Source organism: Ruminococcus flavefaciens (assembly GCF_900119075.1).
GTDB classification, from domain to species: domain Bacteria; phylum Bacillota; class Clostridia; order Oscillospirales; family Ruminococcaceae; genus Ruminococcus; species Ruminococcus flavefaciens_Q.
Window position 1 is genome coordinate 92,709 of record NZ_FPIP01000004.1, and the last position, 22,416, is coordinate 115,124.

General features: G+C 46.7%; 22 protein-coding genes and 1 tRNA gene. 16 read left to right on the top strand and 7 right to left on the bottom strand.

The window, feature by feature from the left end:
• The first annotated feature begins 3 nt into the window (after positions 1-3).
• From BT105_RS07345 to asnB, 4 genes are all read left to right on the top strand, one after another.
• Positions 4-1,281: a glutamine synthetase family protein gene (locus tag BT105_RS07345; RefSeq protein WP_072300125.1), complete on the top strand. Its 1,278-nt coding sequence runs from the start codon at positions 4-6 to the stop codon at positions 1,279-1,281.
• A 12-nt stretch (positions 1,282-1,293) separates the two neighbouring features.
• Positions 1,294-1,875, top strand: coding sequence for an ANTAR domain-containing response regulator (locus BT105_RS07350; protein ID WP_072300126.1), 582 nt, complete (start codon positions 1,294-1,296; stop codon positions 1,873-1,875).
• 9 nt (positions 1,876-1,884) lie between these two features.
• Positions 1,885-3,306 carry an amidophosphoribosyltransferase gene (gene purF, locus BT105_RS07355; protein ID WP_072300127.1) on the top strand — a complete coding sequence of 474 codons (1,422 nt, stop codon included), beginning with the start codon at positions 1,885-1,887 and terminating at the stop codon, positions 3,304-3,306.
• An 87-nt stretch (positions 3,307-3,393) separates the two neighbouring features.
• Positions 3,394-4,974, top strand: a complete 1,581-nt coding sequence (asnB, locus tag BT105_RS07360; protein WP_072300128.1) for an asparagine synthase B — start codon at positions 3,394-3,396, stop codon at positions 4,972-4,974.
• Between the two features lie 77 nt (positions 4,975-5,051).
• Here the strand turns inward: asnB and BT105_RS07365 are convergent, their stop codons facing one another.
• The 5 genes from BT105_RS07365 to BT105_RS07385 all read right to left on the bottom strand — a co-directional run bounded on the left by BT105_RS07365 (position 5,052) and on the right by BT105_RS07385 (position 11,072).
• The gene (locus BT105_RS07365) at positions 5,052-6,500 is read right to left on the bottom strand and encodes a sensor histidine kinase (RefSeq protein WP_072300129.1); all 1,449 of its coding nucleotides are present in this window, start codon (positions 6,498-6,500) and stop codon (positions 5,052-5,054) included.
• Complete coding sequence (locus BT105_RS07370) at positions 6,490-7,167, bottom strand: response regulator transcription factor (RefSeq protein ID WP_072300130.1); 678 nt, start codon at positions 7,165-7,167, stop codon at positions 6,490-6,492. Before BT105_RS07370 ends, BT105_RS07365 begins: the two co-directional genes overlap by 11 nt.
• Positions 7,168-7,238: 71 nt before the next feature.
• Positions 7,239-8,837 (bottom strand): FMN-binding protein, encoded by a 1,599-nt coding sequence (locus tag BT105_RS07375; RefSeq protein WP_072300131.1) that lies wholly within the window; start codon positions 8,835-8,837, stop codon positions 7,239-7,241.
• Positions 8,838-8,841: 4 nt separating this feature from the next.
• Complete coding sequence (locus BT105_RS07380; protein WP_072300132.1) at positions 8,842-9,759, bottom strand: FAD:protein FMN transferase; 918 nt, start codon at positions 9,757-9,759, stop codon at positions 8,842-8,844.
• Between the two features lie 17 nt (positions 9,760-9,776).
• The gene (locus BT105_RS07385; protein ID WP_072300133.1) at positions 9,777-11,072 is read right to left on the bottom strand and encodes a carbohydrate-binding domain-containing protein; all 1,296 of its coding nucleotides are present in this window, start codon (positions 11,070-11,072) and stop codon (positions 9,777-9,779) included.
• 293 nt (positions 11,073-11,365) lie between these two features.
• Between BT105_RS07385 and BT105_RS07390 the strand changes: the two genes are divergently transcribed.
• Both BT105_RS07390 and BT105_RS07395 read left to right on the top strand, forming a co-directional pair.
• On the top strand, positions 11,366-11,863 hold the full coding sequence (locus BT105_RS07390; protein ID WP_072300134.1) for a CarD family transcriptional regulator: 498 nt from the start codon (positions 11,366-11,368) through the stop codon (positions 11,861-11,863).
• A gap of 126 nt (positions 11,864-11,989) precedes the next feature.
• Positions 11,990-12,229: a hypothetical protein gene (locus tag BT105_RS07395; protein ID WP_072300135.1), complete on the top strand. Its 240-nt coding sequence runs from the start codon at positions 11,990-11,992 to the stop codon at positions 12,227-12,229.
• Positions 12,230-12,479: 250 nt separating this feature from the next.
• Here BT105_RS07395 and BT105_RS07400 read toward each other — a convergent pair.
• A tRNA-Leu gene (locus tag BT105_RS07400) sits at positions 12,480-12,561 on the bottom strand.
• 198 nt (positions 12,562-12,759) lie between these two features.
• A complete protein-coding gene (locus BT105_RS07405) occupies positions 12,760-13,305 on the bottom strand; it encodes a hypothetical protein (protein WP_072300136.1) in 546 nt (181 codons plus the stop codon).
• 377 nt (positions 13,306-13,682) lie between these two features.
• Here BT105_RS07405 and BT105_RS07410 point away from each other — a divergent pair, with 377 nt between their 5' ends.
• From BT105_RS07410 to BT105_RS07450, 10 genes are all read left to right on the top strand, one after another.
• A complete protein-coding gene (locus BT105_RS07410; protein WP_072300137.1) occupies positions 13,683-13,931 on the top strand; it encodes a TM1266 family iron-only hydrogenase system putative regulator in 249 nt (82 codons plus the stop codon).
• A 12-nt stretch (positions 13,932-13,943) separates the two neighbouring features.
• Positions 13,944-14,411, top strand: coding sequence for a pyridoxamine 5'-phosphate oxidase family protein (locus tag BT105_RS07415; protein ID WP_072300138.1), 468 nt, complete (start codon positions 13,944-13,946; stop codon positions 14,409-14,411).
• Positions 14,412-14,429: 18 nt separating this feature from the next.
• A complete protein-coding gene (hydG, locus tag BT105_RS07420; protein WP_081367830.1) occupies positions 14,430-15,881 on the top strand; it encodes a [FeFe] hydrogenase H-cluster radical SAM maturase HydG in 1,452 nt (483 codons plus the stop codon).
• 123 nt (positions 15,882-16,004) lie between these two features.
• Positions 16,005-16,172, top strand: a complete 168-nt coding sequence (locus BT105_RS15015) for a hypothetical protein (RefSeq protein WP_177243946.1) — start codon at positions 16,005-16,007, stop codon at positions 16,170-16,172.
• Positions 16,173-16,746: 574 nt separating this feature from the next.
• Positions 16,747-18,279, top strand: coding sequence for a hypothetical protein (locus BT105_RS07425; protein ID WP_072300140.1), 1,533 nt, complete (start codon positions 16,747-16,749; stop codon positions 18,277-18,279).
• A gap of 22 nt (positions 18,280-18,301) precedes the next feature.
• On the top strand, positions 18,302-18,601 hold the full coding sequence (locus BT105_RS07430) for a YlmC/YmxH family sporulation protein (protein ID WP_072300141.1): 300 nt from the start codon (positions 18,302-18,304) through the stop codon (positions 18,599-18,601).
• A 159-nt stretch (positions 18,602-18,760) separates the two neighbouring features.
• Positions 18,761-19,510 carry a 30S ribosomal protein S2 gene (gene rpsB / locus BT105_RS07435; RefSeq protein WP_028515970.1) on the top strand — a complete coding sequence of 250 codons (750 nt, stop codon included), beginning with the start codon at positions 18,761-18,763 and terminating at the stop codon, positions 19,508-19,510.
• A gap of 83 nt (positions 19,511-19,593) precedes the next feature.
• The gene (tsf, locus tag BT105_RS07440) at positions 19,594-20,511 is read left to right on the top strand and encodes a translation elongation factor Ts (protein WP_072300142.1); all 918 of its coding nucleotides are present in this window, start codon (positions 19,594-19,596) and stop codon (positions 20,509-20,511) included.
• A 66-nt stretch (positions 20,512-20,577) separates the two neighbouring features.
• Positions 20,578-21,264 carry a hypothetical protein gene (locus BT105_RS07445; protein ID WP_072300143.1) on the top strand — a complete coding sequence of 229 codons (687 nt, stop codon included), beginning with the start codon at positions 20,578-20,580 and terminating at the stop codon, positions 21,262-21,264.
• Between the two features lie 216 nt (positions 21,265-21,480).
• Entirely contained in the window at positions 21,481-22,416 is a 936-nt protein-coding gene (locus BT105_RS07450) for an AAA family ATPase (RefSeq protein WP_072300144.1), read from the top strand.

Here is a 22,416-nt window from a genome sequence, read left to right on the forward strand (position 1 = left end):
GATATGATCTATTCAGAAAATGAGATCTTACAGTATATCGAGGAAAACGACGTTAAGTTCGTGAAGCTGACCTTCTGCGACCTTCGCGGCAGACTTAAAAACATATCCATTCTTTCATCTGAGCTGGCGGTAACATTCGAGCGCGGACTGCGCATTGCCGCAAAGAAGATAGCAGGCTTTGAAGCCGCAAAGGGCAGGGATCTTTTCCTGTTCCCTGACGCTCAGACCATGACAGTTCTGCCGTGGAGACCTCAGCAGGGACGTGTTATCCGTATGTTCTGCTATATCAGATACAAGGACGGCACTCCCTTTGAGGGCGACAGCCGCTATTTCCTCAAAAAGGCTATGAAATCAGCTGTTTCGGCAGGCTACTGCTTCCGCTTCGGTACTTCCTGCGAGTTCACATTGTTTCTGAAAGATGAAAACGGACTCCCTACAAAAACTCCTCATGATTTTGCAGGCTACTGCGATACCGCGCCTGACGACAAGGGCGAGAATATCCGCCGTGACGTGTGTCTGACCTTGGAGCAGATGGGCATTCAGCCTGTTTCATCACGTCACGAGAGCGGCTGCGGACAGCATGAGATAGACTTTAATTCCTCCTCTGCGCTGAAAGCTGCTGACACATTTCTCAGCTTCAAATCCGCTGTAAAATCCGTAGCCGAAACTCACGGAGTTCATGCAAGCTTCATGCCGAAGCCTCTGAAGGACGACTGCGGAAACGGTATGCATATAAGCTTCACTGTTTTCCCTGACAGCGATTTTCTTGAGGAACACGCTGCCGAGTGCGGAGACATGGTAAAGAGCGCTGCCGCAGGTGTTATGCAGCATATCCGCGAGTTCACGATGTTTACCAACAGTACGGTCAATTCCTACGAAAGACTGGGAGAGTTCACGGCTCCCCGTGATGTGATCTGGTCTGACGAGGAGGGCTCACAGCTTATCCGTATGTCGCCCGACAGTGATGATGTTACCATTGAACTGAGAGCTCCCGACTGCGTCTGCGATCCCTATTTTGTACTGGGACTTATGATATATTCCGCAATGGAGGGCATAGCCTCGGGAGCAAAGCTCCCCAAGAAAAACAGCGGTAAGGAGCGCCTTCCCGAAACTCTTGAAGAAGCGGCTGATATCGCTGAAAAGTCTGAGTTCCTGAAAAAATATATACCTGAGAATACACTTGAAGTCCTTATAAATAACAGCCGCGAGGAGTGGAGGGAATATAACTCCGCCTTTGACAAGGACGCATTCGAGGACAAGAAATATTTCTGTTCGCTGTAATGGAGGTTCATTTTGGAAAAGATCCTTGTAGTTTCAAGTAATAAGAATGCTACTGAAACACTTCTTGATTTTCTCCGCGGATCGTTCAAATGCTCTCCAAAGATAGTCGAATCGGCTTATCAGGCGAAAACTCATCTTGAATCCGATCTGCTGACAGAGCTTGTTATGATAAATTCGCCCCTCATGGACGAATCGGGAGTCGAATTTGCCGAGTATGTCACCGAAAATACCACGGCGAACTGCATACTTCTGATAAAAAGCGAAACTGCCGAAAAGATAAGCGAACGCGCAGAAAAAGCAGGAGTTATCATTGTAGGCAAGCCCTTCAGCAGAACTATCCTGTATCAGATAGTAAGGACTGTGGACATTGCGGTGAACCGCTCCGCCGAGCTCTATCTCAGAAATGCCCGTTTAGAGGAAAAGATAAACGAGATACAGAGCATAGACAAGGCAAAGTTCATGCTCATGGAGTACAAGGGCATGACCGAGAGCGAGGCGCACGCCTATATCGAGCAGTACGCCATGAACAAGCGCAAAAAGAAGAGTATAGCCGCTCTTGCCATAATCGACAAGCTCAGCGAGCAGTATCTGTAGAGGTGCGAAATGTTTGACACGATACACGAAGAATGCGGAGTTTTCGGCATTTTCGAGAATAAAACAGCCAATGTTGCTGCTTCTGTATATTTTGGTCTGTACGCTCTTCAGCACAGAGGGCAGGAGAGCTGCGGCATAACGGTCTGCGACGACGGTGTGTTCCGTCATAAGCGTGCTGACGGACTTGTCTCAGAGGTTTTCACCCGTGAGGAGCTTGACAAACTGGGCAGCGGCAATATGGCTGTCGGACACGTCCGCTATTCCACAACGGGCGGTCACAACCACAACAATATCCAGCCACTTGTTATCCGTCACATCAAGGGCAATATGGCTCTTGTTCACAACGGCAACCTTGTCAATGCGGCGGAGCTCCGCCGTTCCTTTGAGATGTCGGGAGCTATATTCCACGGCACCTCTGATACCGAAGCCATAGCCTATTCAATAGTCCGTGAGCGTCTTACGACAAGCTCCACTGAGCAGGCTGTAGAGCGGGCAATGCCATTCATCAAGGGAGCGTATTCATGCATACTTATGACGGCGACAAAGCTGATCGCATTCCGCGATCCCAACGGTTTCCGTCCGCTGTGCATAGGCAAGACTCATGACGGCGCATATGTTGCGGCTTCCGAGTCATGCGCCCTTGAAACAGTCGGTGCGGAGTTCATACGCGATGTTGAAGCAGGGGAGATAGTGGTCATCGATAAGGACGGACTGCGCTCTATAACCACCAACTGCGGAAACAAAAAGCATATCTGCATTTTCGAGTACATCTACTTTGCACGTCCCGATTCGGTCATCGAGGGAGTATCGGTACATCACGCAAGGCTGAAAGCAGGGGAGCTTCTTGCAAAGCACAGTCCCGTTGAGGCTGATATTGTTATCGGAGTTCCCGATTCAGGACTTGACGCGGCTCTGGGCTATGCAAATGCCAGCGGCATACCCTACGGTATTGGCTTCATCAAGAATAAGTATATCGGACGAAGCTTCATTCAGCCCGACCAGAATCAGCGTGAGAACGCCGTAAAGATAAAGCTGAACGCAGTCCGTGAGAGTGTTGAAGGCAAGCGTGTTATAATGATAGACGATTCGATAGTCCGCGGCACTACAAGTGCACGTATAGTGCGGCTTCTCCGTGAAGCAGGGGCAAAAGAGGTACACGTCCGTATCTCGTCGCCGCCGTTCCTGCACTCCTGCTACTTCGGAACGGATATCGACTCCGAAGAGAATCTTATCGCAGGCAAGTGCAGTTCAACGGAAGAGATAGCGGAATATATCGGTGCAGACAGTCTCGGCTATCTGCCTGTAGAATGTCTCGGAGACCTTGTGGACAACAGGTTCGGCTGCTGCAAGGGCTGCTTCACAGGTGATTATCCTGTTGATACCTCAGGAGCAGGCTATAAGAATAAATTTGACGAAAAAATTCACAAGTAGCGGCTGATTTTATCCGCCCGTGTGTGGAAGTGCACATCAATGGCGATATGCACTTTATAAATTACCTATTATTCGGAGGAAAATACTATGTGTACGATAATGGCATACTGCGGCGTCAGCGGCGGTACAGGAAAGGTCATGGAAGGACTGAAAGCGACGGTGTCACGCGGTCCTGACGACCAGAGAATAGTTAAGGTGCCTGACGGTATCCTGGGCTTTCAGAGGCTTTCCATAATGGGACTTACTCCCGAGGGAATGCAGCCCTTTGAGCTTGACGGAGACTTTGCAGTCTGCAACGGCGAGCTTTACGGATTCCGCCCTCTCAGGGAAAAGCTCGTTGATATGGGCTATGTTTTCAGAAGCGACAGCGACTGCGAGATAATCCTGCCTCTGTACAGGGAGTACGGAACAGATATGTTCGCAATGCTTGACGCAGAGTTCGCCTGTGTGATATATGACAGCACCGAGCGACAGTTCATCGCAGCCCGTGATCCGATAGGCATTCGTCCGCTGTACTACGGCAAGTCCGAGGACGGCACAATGGCTTTTGCCAGCGAACCTAAGAACCTTGTCAAGTGCTGTGAAAAGATAATGCCTTTTCCGCCCGGACACTACTATAAGGACGGAAAATTCCACTGCTACTGCGATATTACAGCAGTTGATAAGGTTATACACGACGACTTGGATACAGTCTGCAAAAATATCCATGATAAGCTTGTTGCAGGTGTCAAAAAGCGTCTTGACGCCGATGCAAAGGTAGGATTCCTGCTGTCGGGCGGTCTTGATTCCTCACTTGTCTGCGCAATTGCACAGCGTGAGAGCGACAAGCCGATACGCACCTTTGCAATTGGTATGAATACCGACGCTATAGACCTCAAATACGCAAAGCAGGTGGCAGACTACATCGGCAGCGAACATACCGAGGTCATTATCACCAAGGACGACGTAATCAACGCCCTTGATGAGGTAATACATCTTCTTGGTACATACGATATCACAACTATCCGTGCCAGCATGGGAATGTATCTGCTTTGCAAGGCTATCCATGAGCAGACCGATATCCGCGTGCTTCTGACAGGCGAGATATCCGACGAGCTCTTCGGCTATAAGTATACGGACTTTGCTCCTTCAGCAGAGGCATTTCAGGCAGAGTCAGTAAAGCGCGTTCATGAGCTCCATATGTACGATGTTCTCCGTGCGGACCGCTGCATATCAGTAAATTCTCTTGAAGCGAGAGTGCCCTTCGGAGACCTTGATTTCGTGAAATACGTTATGGCTATCGATCCCGAGATGAAGCTGAACAAGTACAACAAGGGCAAGTATCTGCTTCGTCATGCATTCGAGGGAGACTATCTGCCTCACGATATCCTTTACCGTGAAAAGGCAGCTTTCTCCGACGCTGTAGGACATTCAATGGTGGATTATCTCAAGGAATATGCCGAAAACTATTACTCAGACGAGGAGTTCGAGCTTGACTGTACAAAATATGCTCATTCCAAGCCGTTCACCAAGGAGTCTCTGCTCTATCGTGAGATTTTCGAGAAGTATTATCCGAACAACAGCGAAATGATAGTTGACTTCTGGATGCCCAACAAGGAGTGGGAGGGCTGCAACGTCAACGATCCTTCTGCTCGTGTACTGTCAAACTATGGCGAGAGCGGAAAATAATCGCAATAACAAAGCCGCAGGGGAGACCTGCGGCTGTTTTATGTGTATCTGAATGTATCAGTAATTCTGAAAGATGTTCATTTGTTAATGCTGAGTTCGATACTGAAAACGCTGCCTGCGCCCACCTCGGATTCAGCCTTGCAAACGCCGTTATGCTGGCTGACTATCTGCTTTACGATAGCAAGTCCCAGTCCCGAAACGCCCTTGCCGCTGCGCTGACGCTTTGTGTAGTATCTGTCCCATATGTGCTCAAGCTCCTCGGGAGCGATACCGCTGCCGTGGTCTGATATCTTGATTATAGCCTTGTCATTATCAGTTCTCAGCGATATGCCTAACCATTTGTCCTCGCCTGCATGGCGGACAGCGTTGTCAAGCAGATTATAAATAGCTCTTTGAAGCCGTGAGATATTACCCTTAATGTGAATATCATCGGCGATATTCCGCTCAAAGACGTAGCCGTCCTTGGAATACAGTTTATCGAAGCTGTCAGCAACAGAGGCTACAGTTTCGCTGAGGTCAATGTCATTCATCACAGCTTCACTGTCGGACATCTGAAGCTCTGAATATTCAAGTATCTCGTTTACAAGAGCAGTGAGCCTGTCCGTTTCCTCAACGATAACAGCAACGTCCTCGGCGCACTGCTTCTCGTCCTCACGGGAAATATCCCTTATCATTTCGGCGTATCCCTTTATCATGGTCAGGGGAGTACGCAGGTCGTGGGATACGTTTGCAAGGAGCTCGTTCTGAAATTCTCTGTTCTTTTTCAGCTTTTCGGAAGTAGTATCAAGAGTTTTGTTCAGCTCGTCAAGCTCCGTACAGAAGCCCTCGCTTAACTCCGCATCATTATCCTTTTCGCCAAGCTTATGAGCTTTTTCATTGAGCTGTGAAACAGGCTTTGAAAAGCTCTTAGACATGAACAGCGCCAGCACAAAGGCTATGATTATTGACAGCAGAGTTACCCATATGAGCTGTATGCGAATGATACGGGCAGTTGAGCCTACTGCATTGAGAGTAGTTCCCACATAAAGAACGGCTTTTTCGTCATTGCCGTAGAAATCTATGAGCCTGCCGTAAACGTAGATATCATCGTTTTGCAGCTCGGCTTCACCGTTGTCGGAAGCGTTGACAGCACTGAGAAATTCGGTATAGTTCTCGGGCAGCTCCCTGTAGTGGAAACGCATTTCCTTGCCATTGCCGTTATATGGCATTTCAAGTCTTTCGTCTTTGAACTTATGTCCTTTTTTGTATTCGTCGGAGCTGTACATGATATTCCCGTCAGTATCGGTCACGAATACAAGTATGGAATTGCTCCGCGAAATATCGTCTATATATGACGTGATATCGCTGCTCTGACTTTCCGAGGAGATCTTATCAGCTACTTTAACAGTGTTTCTGATTATCATGCTGTTGTAGAATTTTTGCAGGAAGACTGTCTGCAAAAGCCACAGAACAGTGAATATGACAACTGTAAAAAACATGAACCAGCTGAGAAGCTTTTTTCGGAATGAATTTGTTTTACGTTTCAAATTTATATCCCACCCCTCGCACTGTTTTTATGCTGTCGCGGTATGCTCCAAGCTTGCTGCGGAGAAGCTTTATCTGCCAGTCAACAGTTCTGTCAACGCCGAAGCTGTCATAGCCCCACACTTCGTTGAGTATCCTGTCACGGGAAAGAACAATGCCCTTATTCTTTACGAGAATGAGAAAAAGAGCGTATTCCTTTGCGGTAAGGTCAGCCTTTTCGCCGTCTATCAGCACAGTCCTGCCTAGAGTGTCTATATCTATGCCGTCAACGATTATATGTCTGCTGTCTGCACCGTCAGCCTTTGGTGCAGGCTTTCGGCTTATGACGACCTTGATACGCGCCATAAGCTCCATAGGAGAAAAGGGCTTCGTTACATAGTCGTCGACGCCCACCTCGAAGCCGAAGAGCTTGTCGAACTCCGTACCTCTTGCGGAGAGCATTATCACGGGGATATCCTTGAACTCCTTTATCTTCTTGCAGGCTGTGAAGCCGTCAGTATCGGGCATCATAACGTCCATGATTATGACGTCGAAATCCTCTTTTTTGCACTTGTCTATAGCTTCTCTTCCGTCAGAAGCTGTAACGATATCATATCCCTCACGCTGAACGTAGCGGCTTATGAGGGTTACTATATTGGGTTCATCGTCAACTATGAGTATCTTCGCCATGGTACACCTCCGCAGTATTTATTGTTAATATTATACATGAAAAGCGCCCTTTTGTAAAGAGCGCCTTTATTTTAATGAGAATGCCTGCCGCCGTGACCTCTCTGTTGTGTGCTGTTGGGATTTGTGAATTCGATACCGAGGGCGTCAGCAACAGCTTCTTTTATGCCGTTGCTGCTGAATGTAGCACCGCTTACTGCGTCAACATCTGTGCTCTGAGACTTGATTATCGCTGATATCACGCCGCTTTCCGCACGGCTGAAAAACTGCTGGTCATCACTGTAGGAGTTGACTGTTATATCGGTTATCTCGCCGTTTTCAACGGTAACAGTAACATTTGTAGCTCCTCTGAAACCATTTCCTGTGCCAGTATAAACGCCGTCTGCGAATTGTCCAGCTGTATCTGCGGCTGTGCTGCTATCATCGGAGGTCGCAGCTTCGGCAGTTGCTTCTGTAGTAGTTTCACTTTGCTTTTTCTGCTTTTTGCTCTGTTCTGTTGCTGGTTCAGTAACTTCACTTATTTCCTCGCCAAGCGCATTTTTTACAGCTTCGATTATGCCGTTGGTGCTGAATGTTGCACCGCTTACTGCGTCAACATCTGTGCTCTGAGACTTTATTATATCGGCTATCACGCCGCTTTTTGCTTTCTGGAAGAACTCCTTATCGTCCTTGTATGAATCAATTGTAATATCAGTAATAACACCGCTTTCCACAGTTACCGTGACTTCTGTTTTGCCTCTGAAACCGTTTCCGCTGCCTTTATATGTTCCGTCTGTGTATATGCCGTTTGTTTCAGCTTCGGTAGTATTCTGGACCTGTGCTTTGCTTTCTTCGGCGAAATCTGGAACAGCTGTGAGAACTCCTGCGTAGTAAAGACCTGCAACGGCTGTTACAGCAACAGTTCCCGATATTGCAGGAAGTGTTTCAGCGGATATATTCTCATTGGGACAGACGGAAGTACACTTCATACAGTTTATACATTTGCCCGAGCGGACTTCGTCGTACTTGTAAAGAGGTATGCCCATTGAGCATTTTGATGTGCAGAGTTTGCAGTTTCCGCACTTTTCGGGCTTACGGTTCAGACTGTAAATTCTGAACCGTGCTACCAGCGAGAACAACGCTCCAAGGGGACAGAGATATCTGCAAAAGAAGCGCTCTATGAACAGCGAGCCTATGATAATGAGGAGCAGAAGTGCTCCGCCGAGGGTAAGAAAATATTTCAGACTGCTCCAGCCGCTGAGAGAGCTGTATATGCCGAATACCGTCCACGGGCTCCATACTGTATCGCCTGTGACAGAGAAGCCCCATACTCCTACTGCAACAAATGCAAGAACTGCGTATTTCAGAAGCTTGAGCCATTTATCTGCCTTTTCGGGAACCTTTACCTTGAATGGTATCAGCTTTCCAATGAAATTCAGCAGGTCCTGCATTGCACCGAAAGAGCAGATAAATCCGCAGAAGAATCTTCCCCAGACAAGTGTTATGAGGAATACTCCCAGTATCAGAACTAACCTGCCTAAATTATCAAGCAGGACAAAGCTGCCGCCTGCTATTGAAGTTATAATTCCGCCTATTGATGAGAATATGGTGATAAACAGGGCAGGTACGGTCACAAAGGCTATCAGCTGAATGACCGCTCTGACAATCTGTATGGGGGATATCTTTTTCTTCATAGGATCACATCCTTATTTTTTCTCTGAGATTTTCTGTGACGTAGACCTTTTTGTCGTCTGTTATGAATAGTGCTTCGATATTGCGATGTTTAAGAAGCTCCATGCTTTTCTCTGCTCCCATTATGAAAGCAGCAGTTGCAAGTGCGTCAAGCTCTTCGGCGTTGTCTCCCACAAGACTAACGCCCAGCAATCCCGAATCTGAGGGCTTTCCTGTCCGTATATCGGTTATGTGATGTATAAAACTTTCGTCTATGATACAGAACTGCTCGTAAAGTCCAGATGATACAACAGCTTTTCCGTTTCCGATTTTTATTGAAGCAGCGGATTGCCCGTTAGGAGCAAATGGCTTTTGTATGCCGATATTCCGCTGCTGTCCCATATTTATAACAGTTCCGCCGAAGTTGATAACAGCATTTTCTATGCCATAGGCGTGAAGTATATTTCTGACTTCGTCTGCGGCATAACCCTTTGCGATAGCGCCGAGGTCTATCTGCTGTCCCTTGTTTTTCAGCATTACTGTGCGTTTTTGATAATCGAGGATAATGTCCCTGTAGTTTACAAGCTTTCTCGCTTCATTGAGTGTATTTTCATCGGGGAGCTGTCCGCATTTTACCGCATTTTTCCACAGCTGTGACAGTGGTCTTGACGTTATATCGAACAGCCCGTCCGTCAGCCTTGAATACATTACGGAGTGCTTGATGAGTCTGAAAGTGTCCATTGAAACAGCAACAGGGGAAATGCCTGCACGGCTGTTTATTGCGTATATCTCGCTGTCATGGGAATATGCCGACAGCTTGCGGTCAAGGTCTTTTACCCGTTCCTTGGCTGCTGACAGAGCTTCATCTGATTCCTCGAATAAAGTCACGGTATTGACAGTCCCCATTGCGAAGAATATCTTCTGAGTCCGAACAGTGTCGATCATAATATCACCTCATGCTGTCAGAATCTGCCGCCGCGTCCGCCGCCGAAGCCTCCGCCCATGCCGCCGTTCATTCCGCCACGCATACTGCCGCCCATCATGCTCTGTGGTATCTCAGAAACTTCCTGTCCATTGACTATGATTGTACCGCCGTTGAATTCGGCAGTTCTGTCGTAGTCAAATGAGGACATCTGAGCAGTAACATTTATCGTTCCGCCGTTCACATAGATTGAGCCGTTGGAGTCAATGGCGTCCGTATCGCCCTGACCTACTGAGACATTGATATTTCCGCCGTTGAAAACTATTGCTGTTTCGTAAGCATTTGTATTTGTTACAGCGTTTATTCCGTCATCGCTGGCATCTATAGTGATATTGCCGTCATTGATAACTATGTATGTAGCTTCAAGACCTTCTGCGGCTGTGATATTGAAATCGCCGCCGTCTATCTGAAGAACTGCACAAGCCTGTATACCGTCACTTCCACCGTTGATAGTGAATGTGCCGTCTGAAATAGTGATACTTCCCTCGGCTTCGTCATTCTCGCAGTGGAAACCGTCTTTGTTTGTGGTGATATTGAAATTTCCGTCATAAACCGAAATAGTATCGTTAGCTTCAAATGCGTCCAGAGCAGCCTTGATATTGTATGTTCCGCCTGTTATCTTCATATCGTCCTTGCAGGTGATACCGTTGCCGTAATAAGAGGTAACATTCAGAGTTCCCGTGCCGTTGAGAACAAGGTCGTCCTTGGAGTAGATAACTGCGTCGGTATTGTTCTCGCCGTCAGTGGTGAACTGTCCGCTGACTGTGAGAGTATTCTCGCTGTCGGTAGTGGTTATGAATACCTTATCTGCTGAAAGGACATATATAGCAGGGAAGTCCTCATTCTCAATGTCAACGCCGTCAAGTACAAGCTGTACCTTTGCGGAATCGTCTGCATTAACTCTGATAGTGCAGTTTTCAGCACTGCCGCTTATAGTATACACGCCCTCATCAGTGATGTCAATGGTCTTGTTGTCTGCAACGGTTATGTTTTGAGCTTCACTTGTGTCTGCGGTCTGCTCAAGGTCACGCTTTGTAAATGTGGTTTCCTCAGTAGTGTTTGAAAGCTGTTTTACCTCAGCGGAATCTGTATTCTCAGAAGAAGTTTTATCTGCCTTTGCAGTCTTTTCTACGTTTTCAGAGCTGTCTGATACAGCAGTCTTTGCATTTGTGCCTGTCGATGTGTTTTCGGATACTGAACTATTATTTCCGCAGCCTGTCATGTAAACTGCCATTGCTGCCATTAAAAAAGCTGAAGCTATATAATTTTTTTTCATAATGATACTTCCTTTCATCGGGAGAGTTGTGTTTGTTTCTATGATTGTATTATATCGCAGATATTTGAAGATAAAATGGAACGAAAGTGGAATGTCAGCCTTTTACTGTGGAATTTGCAGAAGCATTATGTGACAGGAATGTGAAAGTGCAAATACAAACATTCCATTTTTGTGCAAAACTGCCTTTGCTTTTTCATTGAAAAAGTGCTATAATAAAGCAAGAGAACGTGTAGCAGTTACTGCGTAAGTCCAGTTGCTTGCTGCACGTTCTATTTTTTTGCGAGGTGATATTGATGTATAATGTGGGTGATATTGTTATGTACGGAACATTCGGCATATGTAAGGTCACAGCTATAGAAAAGCGTGATTTTACGGGAGAGGAGCAGGAGTACTATATACTCAGGCATACAAGTTCAGAAAAAAACACTTTCTATGTCCCTTTAAGCAATGAATCGGCACTTAGCAATATGCATTATGTATGCTCAAAGGCTGAAGTTGACGAGCTTATCTCACATATGAATTCACATGACATGATATGGATTGACAACGATATGCAGCGCAAAGCAGAATACAGCCGTATCATAAAGGACGCTGACAAGCATGAGATGATAAGCCTTATAAAAACGCTGTATCTCCGCCGCAAGGAGCTTGCCGAAAGCGGAAAGAAGCTCCGCTCTACCGACGAGAATTATCTCAATCTTGCAGAGAATATGCTCTTTGAGGAGTTTGCCTACGCTCTTGACATTGACAGAAGCGAAGTTGTTGAATATATCGAAAAGCATATCGCATAAACTTTGTGCAAAACTGCCTTTGAAAACTTCTGAAATAATTGATATAATTAGTACATAACGAGTAGCAATTCTGCGTAAGTCCGGTTATTGCTGCTCGTTTTATTATTTTTATGGAGGTCGATCATAATGAAAAGGATCAAAGAAGCGTGTATCTGCCAGACACTGCATTTTATGCTGAAGGAGGATGCTCCGTGGGATTACGCTGCAAGACTTGTAAAGGAAGAAATAGAAAAGTACAAGGAATCACTTGCAAAAACAGGTACAAAGTACAGAATTATCGAGGAAACACCGCAGTCTGACGGCTCGGTCATCATCAAGATAAAGAAGCAGTACAACGCCTCGCCCGTTGGATCATATCTCGACTGATACAACTATAATAAAGAGAGCCGCAGGGGAGACCTGCGGCTTTCTGTCTATCGGCATACTCACGAACTACACCTTCCGCCCCCCATCACATGGTACCAAGCAGAAAAAGAGTGCTATAAAAGAAAAAAGCCCGAATAATCGGACTTTTGAATGTGTCATTTATACGAAATGGAAGACTTTCATGCGCGGAAAACAATTCGCGTCCCAGAAAAACTGAGACGCGAAACTGCCCGCGGGGGCTCCCCGCTAGTGCGGGTGACAGGACTTGAACCTGCACACCTTACGGCATCAGAACCTAAATCTGACGTGTCTGCCAATTTCACCACACCCGCATATTCAATTTTGATTGTCGATTTTGACTGCCGACAGGGACAGCTTTACAACTCCAATGTCGTAGCGCAACCTAAATCTAACGTGTCTGCCAGTTTCACCACATCCGCATAGACCAACAAAAGTAATTATACTCTATAATCGTAGTTTTGTCAAGAGAAAAAAAGAGGAGCTCAAAAAGCTCCTCAGTTTTATTTGATTCAAGCCTTTTCGGTTTCCTCGGCTTTTGCAGCAGCCTCTTCAGCAGGTGCGTTTACAGCAAAATTCTTGATATCATTTTCGGCAGGCTTCTGTTCTACGGGCTGTTCAGGCTTAGCAGCTTCTTCTGCCTGCGGAGCAGGAGCGTTCTGAACAGGTTGAGAAACAGGAGCAGGCTGTGGAACCGGAGCAACAGGAGCCGCCGGAGCTGACGGTGCAGGAGCAGCCGGCTTAGCTTCGGGCTTCTTGTTTTTCTCGGCATTCTTGTTTTCTGCCTCTTCCTTTTCGGTACGGTCGCCCTTGGACTCGATATAGAGCTCATCGTCGGCAATACTGCCCACAAATCTGAGCTGTTTTACAGGAATTCTCTTTAACGGAGAATATATAAAAGCTTTACATGAATAATTCTGTTCAACGAGGCCTCTTTTTTCGCAAAGGACACGATTTCCGTCCTTTGTTCTCTTACCGTACATACAGTAATCGCACTTAGGCTCTATTTTCTTATCAAAATATTTAGCCCCGCCCTGAAAAAATGAGAATAAACCCATTAATAATCACCTCAAAAATAAATCTAACAATAGTATATCACAAATAAAAGATTTTGTCCAGTGATTTTTGAAAAATTATATAAATTCTTTAAAAAACGGCTTGACCATTGTATAAGCTGTACAAAATGAGCGGGAACCTATGTTTTATGATACTAACTAAATAAGATTGACATTTTTGTATCAAAGTGTTATGATAAATACAGCGGAGGTCAGGATTTATTCTGATTTTGGCTGGTTTAATAATATTGTTTTCGGGCAGCAGGGTGGATACTCTGTTATCGGATGGCAGTTGCACAGTATAACTATACAGGTAAGCTCCGTCCGTTTTTGGGCGGATTTTTTTGTATACTGCCGTTTTTCTGCCGAAGGGAGGAGAAATGGAAAATAAAAGAATTGCCGTGGCGGCTATAGTCATTGACGAACAGTCCGCGGCAGTAGAGGTGAACAACGTGCTTCATGATTACAGCGATATAATCATAGGACGAATGGGGCTTCCTTACAAAGAGCGAGGGATATCCCTCATCTCAGTGGCACTTGACGCAGAACCCGATGTTATAAGCAGTCTTACGGGAAGACTCGGGCAGATACAGGGCGTATCCGTTAAAGCTGCTATATCGAAGAAGTGACAGGAGAGTCTTATGAGAAGAAACGATCGCGAGATAACCGACAGTGAGCAGATAAAGAGCTTCATTTCAGCTGAAAAGATACTTCGTGTGGGCTTCTGTGATAACGGAGAGGTTTATATTGTACCTGTGAATTATGGCTTTTCGGCAGATGATACAGGATATACTTTCTATTTTCACGGTGCAAAGGCGGGAAGAAAATATGAGCTTGCACAAGCGTGTCCGTCAGTCGGCTTTGAGATAGACAGCAGATATGAGCTCGTTTCAGCTGATACCGCCTGCGGCCATTCAGCGAAGTTTTGCAGCGTTATCGGTACGGGAGTCCTTTCACTTATTGAGGGCTCAGAAGAAAAGAAAGCCGCTCTTGAATATGTAATGAAGCAGGCGGCAGGCAGAACGGGACTTGAATATTCCGAGGAAGTTCTTTCGCGGACTGCGGTGTTTAAAATTGAAGTAAAAACAATGTCTTGCAAGGAAAAATAATAAAGGAGAAAGATGAATATGTATGATGTAAAATCTTTAAAAGCAGAAGAATTTATAAACGATGAGGAGATAATGGCTACACTGGAATATGCTGAGCAGAACAAGCATAACCGTGAACTCATCGAGCAGATACTTGAAAAGGCAAAGCCGAGAAAAACAGGCAGGGGAGTAGAGTGCGCAGGACTTACTCACCGTGAGGCAAGTGTGCTTCTCGCCTGTGATATCCCTGAGATGACAGAGAAGATGTACGAGCTTGCCAAGGAGATAAAGCAGGCTTTCTACGGCAACAGAATAGTTATGTTTGCACCTCTTTATCTTTCAAATTACTGTGTAAATAAGTGCGTATACTGTCCTTATCATATGCAGAACAAGGAAATACCTCGTAAAAAGCTCACACAGGAGGAGGTTCGTCAGGAGGTCATCGCCCTTCAGGATATGGGACACAAGCGCCTTGCAATCGAGTCAGGCGAGGATCCTGTAAACAATCCTATCGAGTATATCCTCGAATGTATCAAGACTATCTACTCGATCAAGCACAAGAACGGTGCTATCCGCCGTGTAAATGTCAACATTGCGGCAACTACAGTTGAAAACTACCGCAAGCTCAAGGAAGCAGGCATAGGTACATATATCCTCTTCCAGGAGACCTACCATAAGGAGAGCTACGAGGTTCTCCACCCCGCAGGACCAAAGCACAACTATGCATACCACACAGAAGCTATGGACAGAGCTATGGAGGGCGGTATCGATGATGTAGGTCTTGGCGTTCTCTTCGGACTTGACAAGTACAAGTACGAATTTGCAGGACTTCTCATGCACGCCGAGCACCTTGAAGCTGTTCACGGTGTAGGACCGCACACTATCAGCGTTCCTCGTATCAGAAGAGCTTCGGATATCGATCCGAGCGTATTTGACAACGGTATCGACGATGATACTTTCGCAAAGCTCGTAGCTTGTATCAGAATAGCAGTTCCTTACACAGGCATGATAATCTCCACCCGAGAGAGCGAAGCCTGTCGTGAAAAGGTTCTCGGACTTGGCGTATCACAGATATCAGGCGGTTCGAGAACATCTGTCGGCGGCTATGCAGGCTATACTCCCGAGGACAGACCACACGATACAGAGCAGTTCGACGTATCCGACCAGCGCTCTCTCGATGAAGTTGTAAAGTGGCTCATGGACGGCGGCTATATCCCGTCATTCTGCACAGCCTGCTATCGTGAGGGACGTACAGGCGACCGATTCATGGCACTTTGCAAGGTAGGACAGATACAGAACTGCTGTCACCCTAACGCTCTTATGACATTGCAGGAGTACCTTTCGGACTATGCTTCACCCGAAACAAAGGCAGTAGGCGAGGCACTTATTGCCAAGGAGATACAGAATGTTCCCGACGAAAAACGCCGTCAGCGTGCTATTGAGTACCTTGACAGCATAAAGAACGGCGGACAGCGTGATTTCAGATTCTGATATTAAGCCTGAGAGTGAAAAAGCTCTCAGGCTTTTCATATATAAGCAAAAATTTATTTGACAAATAGGAGCCAATGTGCTACAATAATTCATAACACAAAATTATATAAAGGAGAGCTTGTAATGTTTGCAGCATTAATGCTTTTAGCAGCAAATGTACCACAGACGGGAGACAGATTCCCGAGAGGCGTACTGTTCATAATTATCGCGGCTGCGATTCTTCTTGCAGTGGGAACTGCGATTTTTGCCAAGAAAAACGGCGGCGACAGCGACGACGATGATGAAGAATGATTTCGCGGCAGCTGCTTTTGCAGCTGCCCGATTTTTATCTGTACGACTAAATCATAATTTAACGCAATAACTTACCGAGCCCATGAACGGGATTCCAAAGGGACTGTGTTCCTTTGGCAGAGTGACTCCCCATAAGATGGGGAGATGTCCGAAGGACAGAGGGGACGTACCGGTAAGGTCAGAGGCGGCGCCTCTGGTGGGGTGACTTCCCACAGTGTGGGGAGATGTCGCAAAGCGACAGAGGGGCTGGGGCGGTTAGCCTGGGGCAAAGCCCCGCAGTTACGAAGCGCTCCTAACAGGAGCGAGTACCCTCTGTCAGCTACGCTGACATCTCCCTGTACCACAGGGAGTAACCGCAAAGGGTGAATCAAAAAACAGTCCAGTGGACTGTTTTTTGAGAGGGAACGCCCTGCAAGAGAGGGCGTTCCCTAAACGGGACGTCGAAGACGCCGTCCCCTACATTTTTCAACGGGCGGATAATATCCGCCCCTACAAACATAAATCTGATTTATTGCATATGATTCTTTTCAGTGCCAAAGATAACATATAATGATAGTGAAAGGAGGCGGAGCCTGTGGAGCTTTTATGCAGGATATGCGGCGGAATATTGCAGCCCGATGACGATACGGGCGTATGCGAGTGTGACAGCTGCGGTTCGAGACAGACCTATCCTATGGGATATGACATCGAAAGACTTGAAATATTCAACAAGGCACGCAGTCTTCGCCAGAAAACGGACTTTGAGGGCGCGGAAAAGCTGCTTGCACAGCTCTGTGCCGAGGCCCCCGACGAGCCCGAGGGCTTCTGGGAGCTTGCTCTCTGCCGCTGCGGAATAGTCTACGAGAACGACGAATCAGCCGTAAAAGTTCCCGTATGCCGCCGAGCTTCTATCACTCCCGTGACCGAAGACGTTAACTATCTCACTGCCATAGCTTACGCTACAGACGAACAAAAGGCGGTCTATTGCCGTGAAGCTGCGGCTATTGACGTTCTGCGCCGCGAGTTTGCGGAGCGTGTGGGCAACGGCGAGAAATATGACGTATTTCTTTGCAGCGGTTCGTCCGAGAAGTGCGTAGGTATCACCTCTCAGATATACGACCAGCTCTGCGAGGAGGGCTTCAGCGTGTTTTATGCCCCCAAGTCCTTGAATGAAGTCCGCGGCAGAGCAGGGGAGCTTTACATAAATGCGGCGATAAACTCAGCGGAAGCTTTGCTTGTTGTCTGTACTGACTCCGAGGATTTTGCAGAGCCGCACATGAAAAGCCAGTGGAGCAGATGTGCTTCGGCAGTCCGAAAGGACAGTGAAAAGCTGCTCATCACCTGTATCAGCGAGGTCTCAGAGGGGGATATCCCCGAGGAACTCTCAGACTATTCGGTTATGGATATTGAAAAGCTTGGCTTCATGGCGGAGGTAATAAGGCTTATCCGCCGCAGGGACAGCGGGCACAGCGCTTCTGTGCGGAATGCTCCAGAAAAGCTTATACGCAGAATGAATATATTCCTTGCAGATGAGGACTTTGAAGCTGCCGAGGAGTACTGCGGCATAATCCTTGACGCCTCCCCCGAGTGCTGGCAGGCTTACTGGGCGCGGTTCCTTGCGTATAACGGCTGCCGAAACAACGGCGACCTGCTGCTGGAAGAAGTTGTGGAGAGCTTTGCTTCTGATTATATAGAGCATTTCGGCTATGATTTTGCCGAGGACGACGTATTCGGAGCGCAGCTTGCTCAGCTTTTGGGCGAGTCTCCGCGGAAAGCCCTTGAATATGCCGAGGGCGATGAAAAACTGAACCTGGAGACGGTATACGAGCGCTTTGTGAACGCCGTCAGGGACGCGGTTTTTGCAAAGGAACAGGAAAACATCGAGACCGAGGAAAAGCAGGAGCTTGAAGAGATACGCCGTCGCCACGATGAGGAGGAGGAGCGTAAAACTGCTGTCGAGAACAAAAAACAGGCGATTCGCAACCGTTATATCACCTATGCGGCTGTTATATTCACGGTGCTCATTATAATATGTGTAAAGTTCAGCAGCATACTGGCTGGCGCACTGATTGTGATAATGATAATTGTTTCGGTGCTTGTTCTCGGAGGACTGAACAGAAACAACTGACTGCCGCTTGTGAGGTGATGATATGCTTCTGGGATTTGAGGAATTATGCAGAAAGGAAGTTATAGACATCTCCACGGGAGAGCGGCTGGGTTTTATCGACGATATAGAGCTTGATATCGAAAGCGGCACCGTGAAGTCGCTTATCATATACGGCGGAGCGCGGCTTTGGGGCTTTTTCGGCAGGGAAGAGGACTCTGTCATAGCCTGTTCTGAGATAAAGGTCATAGGCAGCGATGTGGTACTTGTGGAGCGTCCTAAGGAGAGCCTGCGTATGAAATCAACAAAAAAATCAGGAAATAGTTTTTTAAGTTTGTGGAAATAAACACTGCAAAAAAGCTTGAAATACTTGCCTGTATATGATATAATATTAAGGCAATTCGCACGGCTGTACTTTCGGTGGTTGGTGCGCAGATATCTGCGTTGCTGCTGAGCTAAGTCGGTCGGAGGATTAATATTAACCAATTTTAAGGAGGACTACACCATGGGAGTAGTATCAATGAAGCAGCTTCTTGAGGCTGGCGTACACTTCGGACACCAGACAAGAAGATGGAACCCGAAAATGGCACCATACATTTTCACAGAGAGAAACGGAATCTACATCATCGACCTTCAGAAGACAGTTAAGAAGCTCGAGGACGCTTATATGTTCGTTCGCGACATCGCTTCACAGGGCGGCGAGGTACTTTTCGTAGGTACAAAGAAGCAGGCTGGTGATTCCGTTAAGGAAGAAGCTACAAGAGCCGGCGCACACTATGTAAACGCAAGATGGCTGGGCGGTATGCTCACCAACTTCAAGACAATCCAGACAAGAATCAAGAGACTTGAGCAGCTCCACACAATGGAAGAGGACGGCACATTCGCTCTTCTCCCCAAGAAGGAAGTTGTTAAGCTCAACCTTGAAATAGAGAAGCTCGAGAAGTTCCTCGGCGGTATCAAGACAATGAAGAAGCTCCCTGCAGCACTCTTCATCGTTGATCCACGCAAGGAAAAGATCGCTGTTGCTGAGGCTAAGAAGCTCAACATTCCGATCGTTGCTATCGTAGATACAAACTGCGATCCTGACGAAGTTGATTACGTTATCCCCGGTAACGACGATGCTATCAGAGCTGTAAAGCTTATCGCAGGCACAATCGCTAACGCTGTTATCGAAGGCAGACAGGGCGATGACGCTACAGCTGCACAGGAGGCTCCTGCTGAGGAAGCTGAGAGCGCTGAGGCTGACGCTGAATAATCATAAAACAATGAAAACAATCAAAAACCCGAACTAACCCTTCGGGTTTTTGCGGATTTAATAATAATTAGGAGGTAATTACAATGGGTAAGGTATCCGTTGCTGAAATCAAAGAACTCATGAAGTCCACAGGCGTTGGTATGATGGACTGTAAGAAGGCTCTCGAAGAGAACGATGGCGATATGGACAAGGCTATCGAGTTCCTCAGAGAAAAAGGTCTTGCTACACAGGCTAAGAAGAGCGGCAGAGCTGCTGCTGAGGGCGTAGTTACAGCTGTTGTAAACGGCGAGGTAGGCGTTCTCCTCGAAGTAAACACAGAGACTGACTTCGCTGCTAACACAGACGATATCAGAAACTTCGTTGCTAACGTAGCAAACACAATCATTGAGAAGAATCCTGCTGACGTTGAGGCACTCAAGAATATGCCTATCAGCGGCGGCAATGGCACAGTAGGCGAGGCTCTCACAGAGCTCGCTGGCATGAAGATCAGAGAGAACATCGTTATCCGTCGTTTCGTAAGACTCGAGGGCAAGCTTGCTTCTTATATCCACAACAACGGCAGCATCGGTGTTATGGTAAAGATGGACACAGACCTTTCTGCTGATCAGGTAGCTGCTATCGGTAAGGACGTTGCTATGCAGTCTGCTGCTCTCAACGCTCCATACGTAAGAAGAGAGGACGTTCCTGCTGAGGTTATCGAGAACGAGAAGAAGATCATGCTCGCTCAGATGGCTGAGGATCCTAAGATGGCTTCCAAGCCCGAGCAGGTTCGCGTAAAGATCGTTGAAGGCAAGGTTGGCAAGTACTACAGCGAGAACTGCCTCCTTGAGCAGGCTTTCGTTAAGGATGACAAGCTCACAGTTCAGGGCTATGTTGACGCAGAGGCTAAGAAGCTCGGCGGTTCTATCAAGGTCGTTGACGTTGTTCGTTACGAGCGCGGCGAGGGCGTTGAGAAGAAGGAAGAGAACTTTGCTGACGAGATCGCTAACATGATCAAGTAATCAAAGCTTTTACAGACAGCGGCGGAATAATTCTGCCGCTGTTTTTTGATATAGGGAGAAAAAATAATGGCAGTAACTTCAAATCCTAAAAGAACTATGTTATTGATAGCGTTTATGGCGGCTTTTGCAATATTTGCATTGGGCTGTATGGAAACCGTGATGTACTTCAAAGGTGATCCGTACTATGTACATATTGATGATCTTGATTATTGCAACGAGGAGAGGGCTATCGAGGGGGAATCGGGGCGTGTTTTTTCGCTGTACAGAATACAGGAGGTAAAAACGCATCAAAGACATGGACGTTCAAAGTATAAAATTTCATATCTGTACTATTATATATTTGATAATGCAAGTACTGATGATATCGAAAAAATGAGAAAAGACAGAAGCTATGTCCCGGAAAATTACCGCGTTTACTCGTTTTATACCAGCGACGAGGATAAAAAGAAAGAGCTTGACGAGCTTTGCGTTAAGTGGAACGCCTATATGAACGGCAGTTCGGATACAATGCCGGATACGTTTTGCATAGACGGGCGTGTTTCGCCTAAATCCTTTTATGAATATGATGTAGGGGAATTCAAAAATGCCGCAAGAAAATGTGGATTTGCTGAAGATCAGATCACATCGCTGCTTATATTTGATGATCCTGTCAGCATAAACGGAGTGTTTGCGACTATAGCAGCCGCAGCTGCTCTGGTAGTTCTGACGTTTTTACTGATAAAGAATCGCAGAAACGATAAAGGGTACTATTGATAGTATCTTTATGTTGATATTGGGGCGAAAATCAGCAGCAACTGCTGCTGAAAACAATTAATTGGACAAATTTTCCACATTATAACACCTGTATTATTGTAAGATGTTACAATAATACAGGTTTTTTTTCGTATGGTTTTCCCTTGAAGTAATTTGGAAAATATGTTATAATAGTTTTAATTGGATAATATGCTCAAAAGTATGAGGTACTGAAATATGAATGCAAATATAAGTAAACTCGCAGGATCTGTCGGCAAAGTCATTGTAGGTAAAAAGGATACGGTAATCAAGCTGATAGCTGCACTGTTATGTGAAGGTCACGTTCTTCTTGAGGACGTCCCCGGTGTCGGCAAGACGCAGCTCATAACGGCTCTTTCGCGCTCGATAGGCGGAAAATTCAACCGTATCCAGCTTACTCCCGACGTTATGCCATCTGATATTGCGGGCTTTACTATGCTCGATTCAAATAAGGGTGATTTCGTTTACCGCGACGGTGCGGTAATGTGCAATTTTCTTCTTGCGGACGAGATAAACCGTGCCTCGCCAAAGGTACAGTCGGCTCTGCTTGAGGCTATGGAGGAGCGCCAGATAAGTCTTGACGGCGTTACCCACAAGCTCCCGAAGCCCTTTCTCGTTATGGCAACTCAGAACCCTGTAGAGACCTACGGTACCTTCCACCTTCCCGAGGCGCAGATGGACAGATTCTTCATGAAGCTTTCCATGGGTTATCCCTCAATGGAGGAGGAAGTACAGATACTTGAAAGAACAGAGCTCAACAATCCTATTGTTAATATAGAAGAACCTGTAATGCACGTTGATGATATCATCACAATGCAGCAGGAGGTAAAGCAGGTGCGCGTAAGCGACGCTGTCAAGGAGTACATCGTTGATATCGTTGCGACGACAAGAGAGGACAGAAATACCGTTCTCGGAATAAGCCCACGCGGAAGTATAGCACTTTTCAAGGCAGCAAAGGCTTACGCTTACATCTACGAGAGAGACTATGTAACTCCCGATGATGTCAAGAATACCGCTGTTTCAGTGCTTGCTCACAGAATAATACTTTCACCTCAGGGCAAAACAGCCTTTGGCTCAGGCGAGGCATATGTTGAAAATGTCCTCAGGAACTGTGCCGTTCCTGCCATGAGCTGA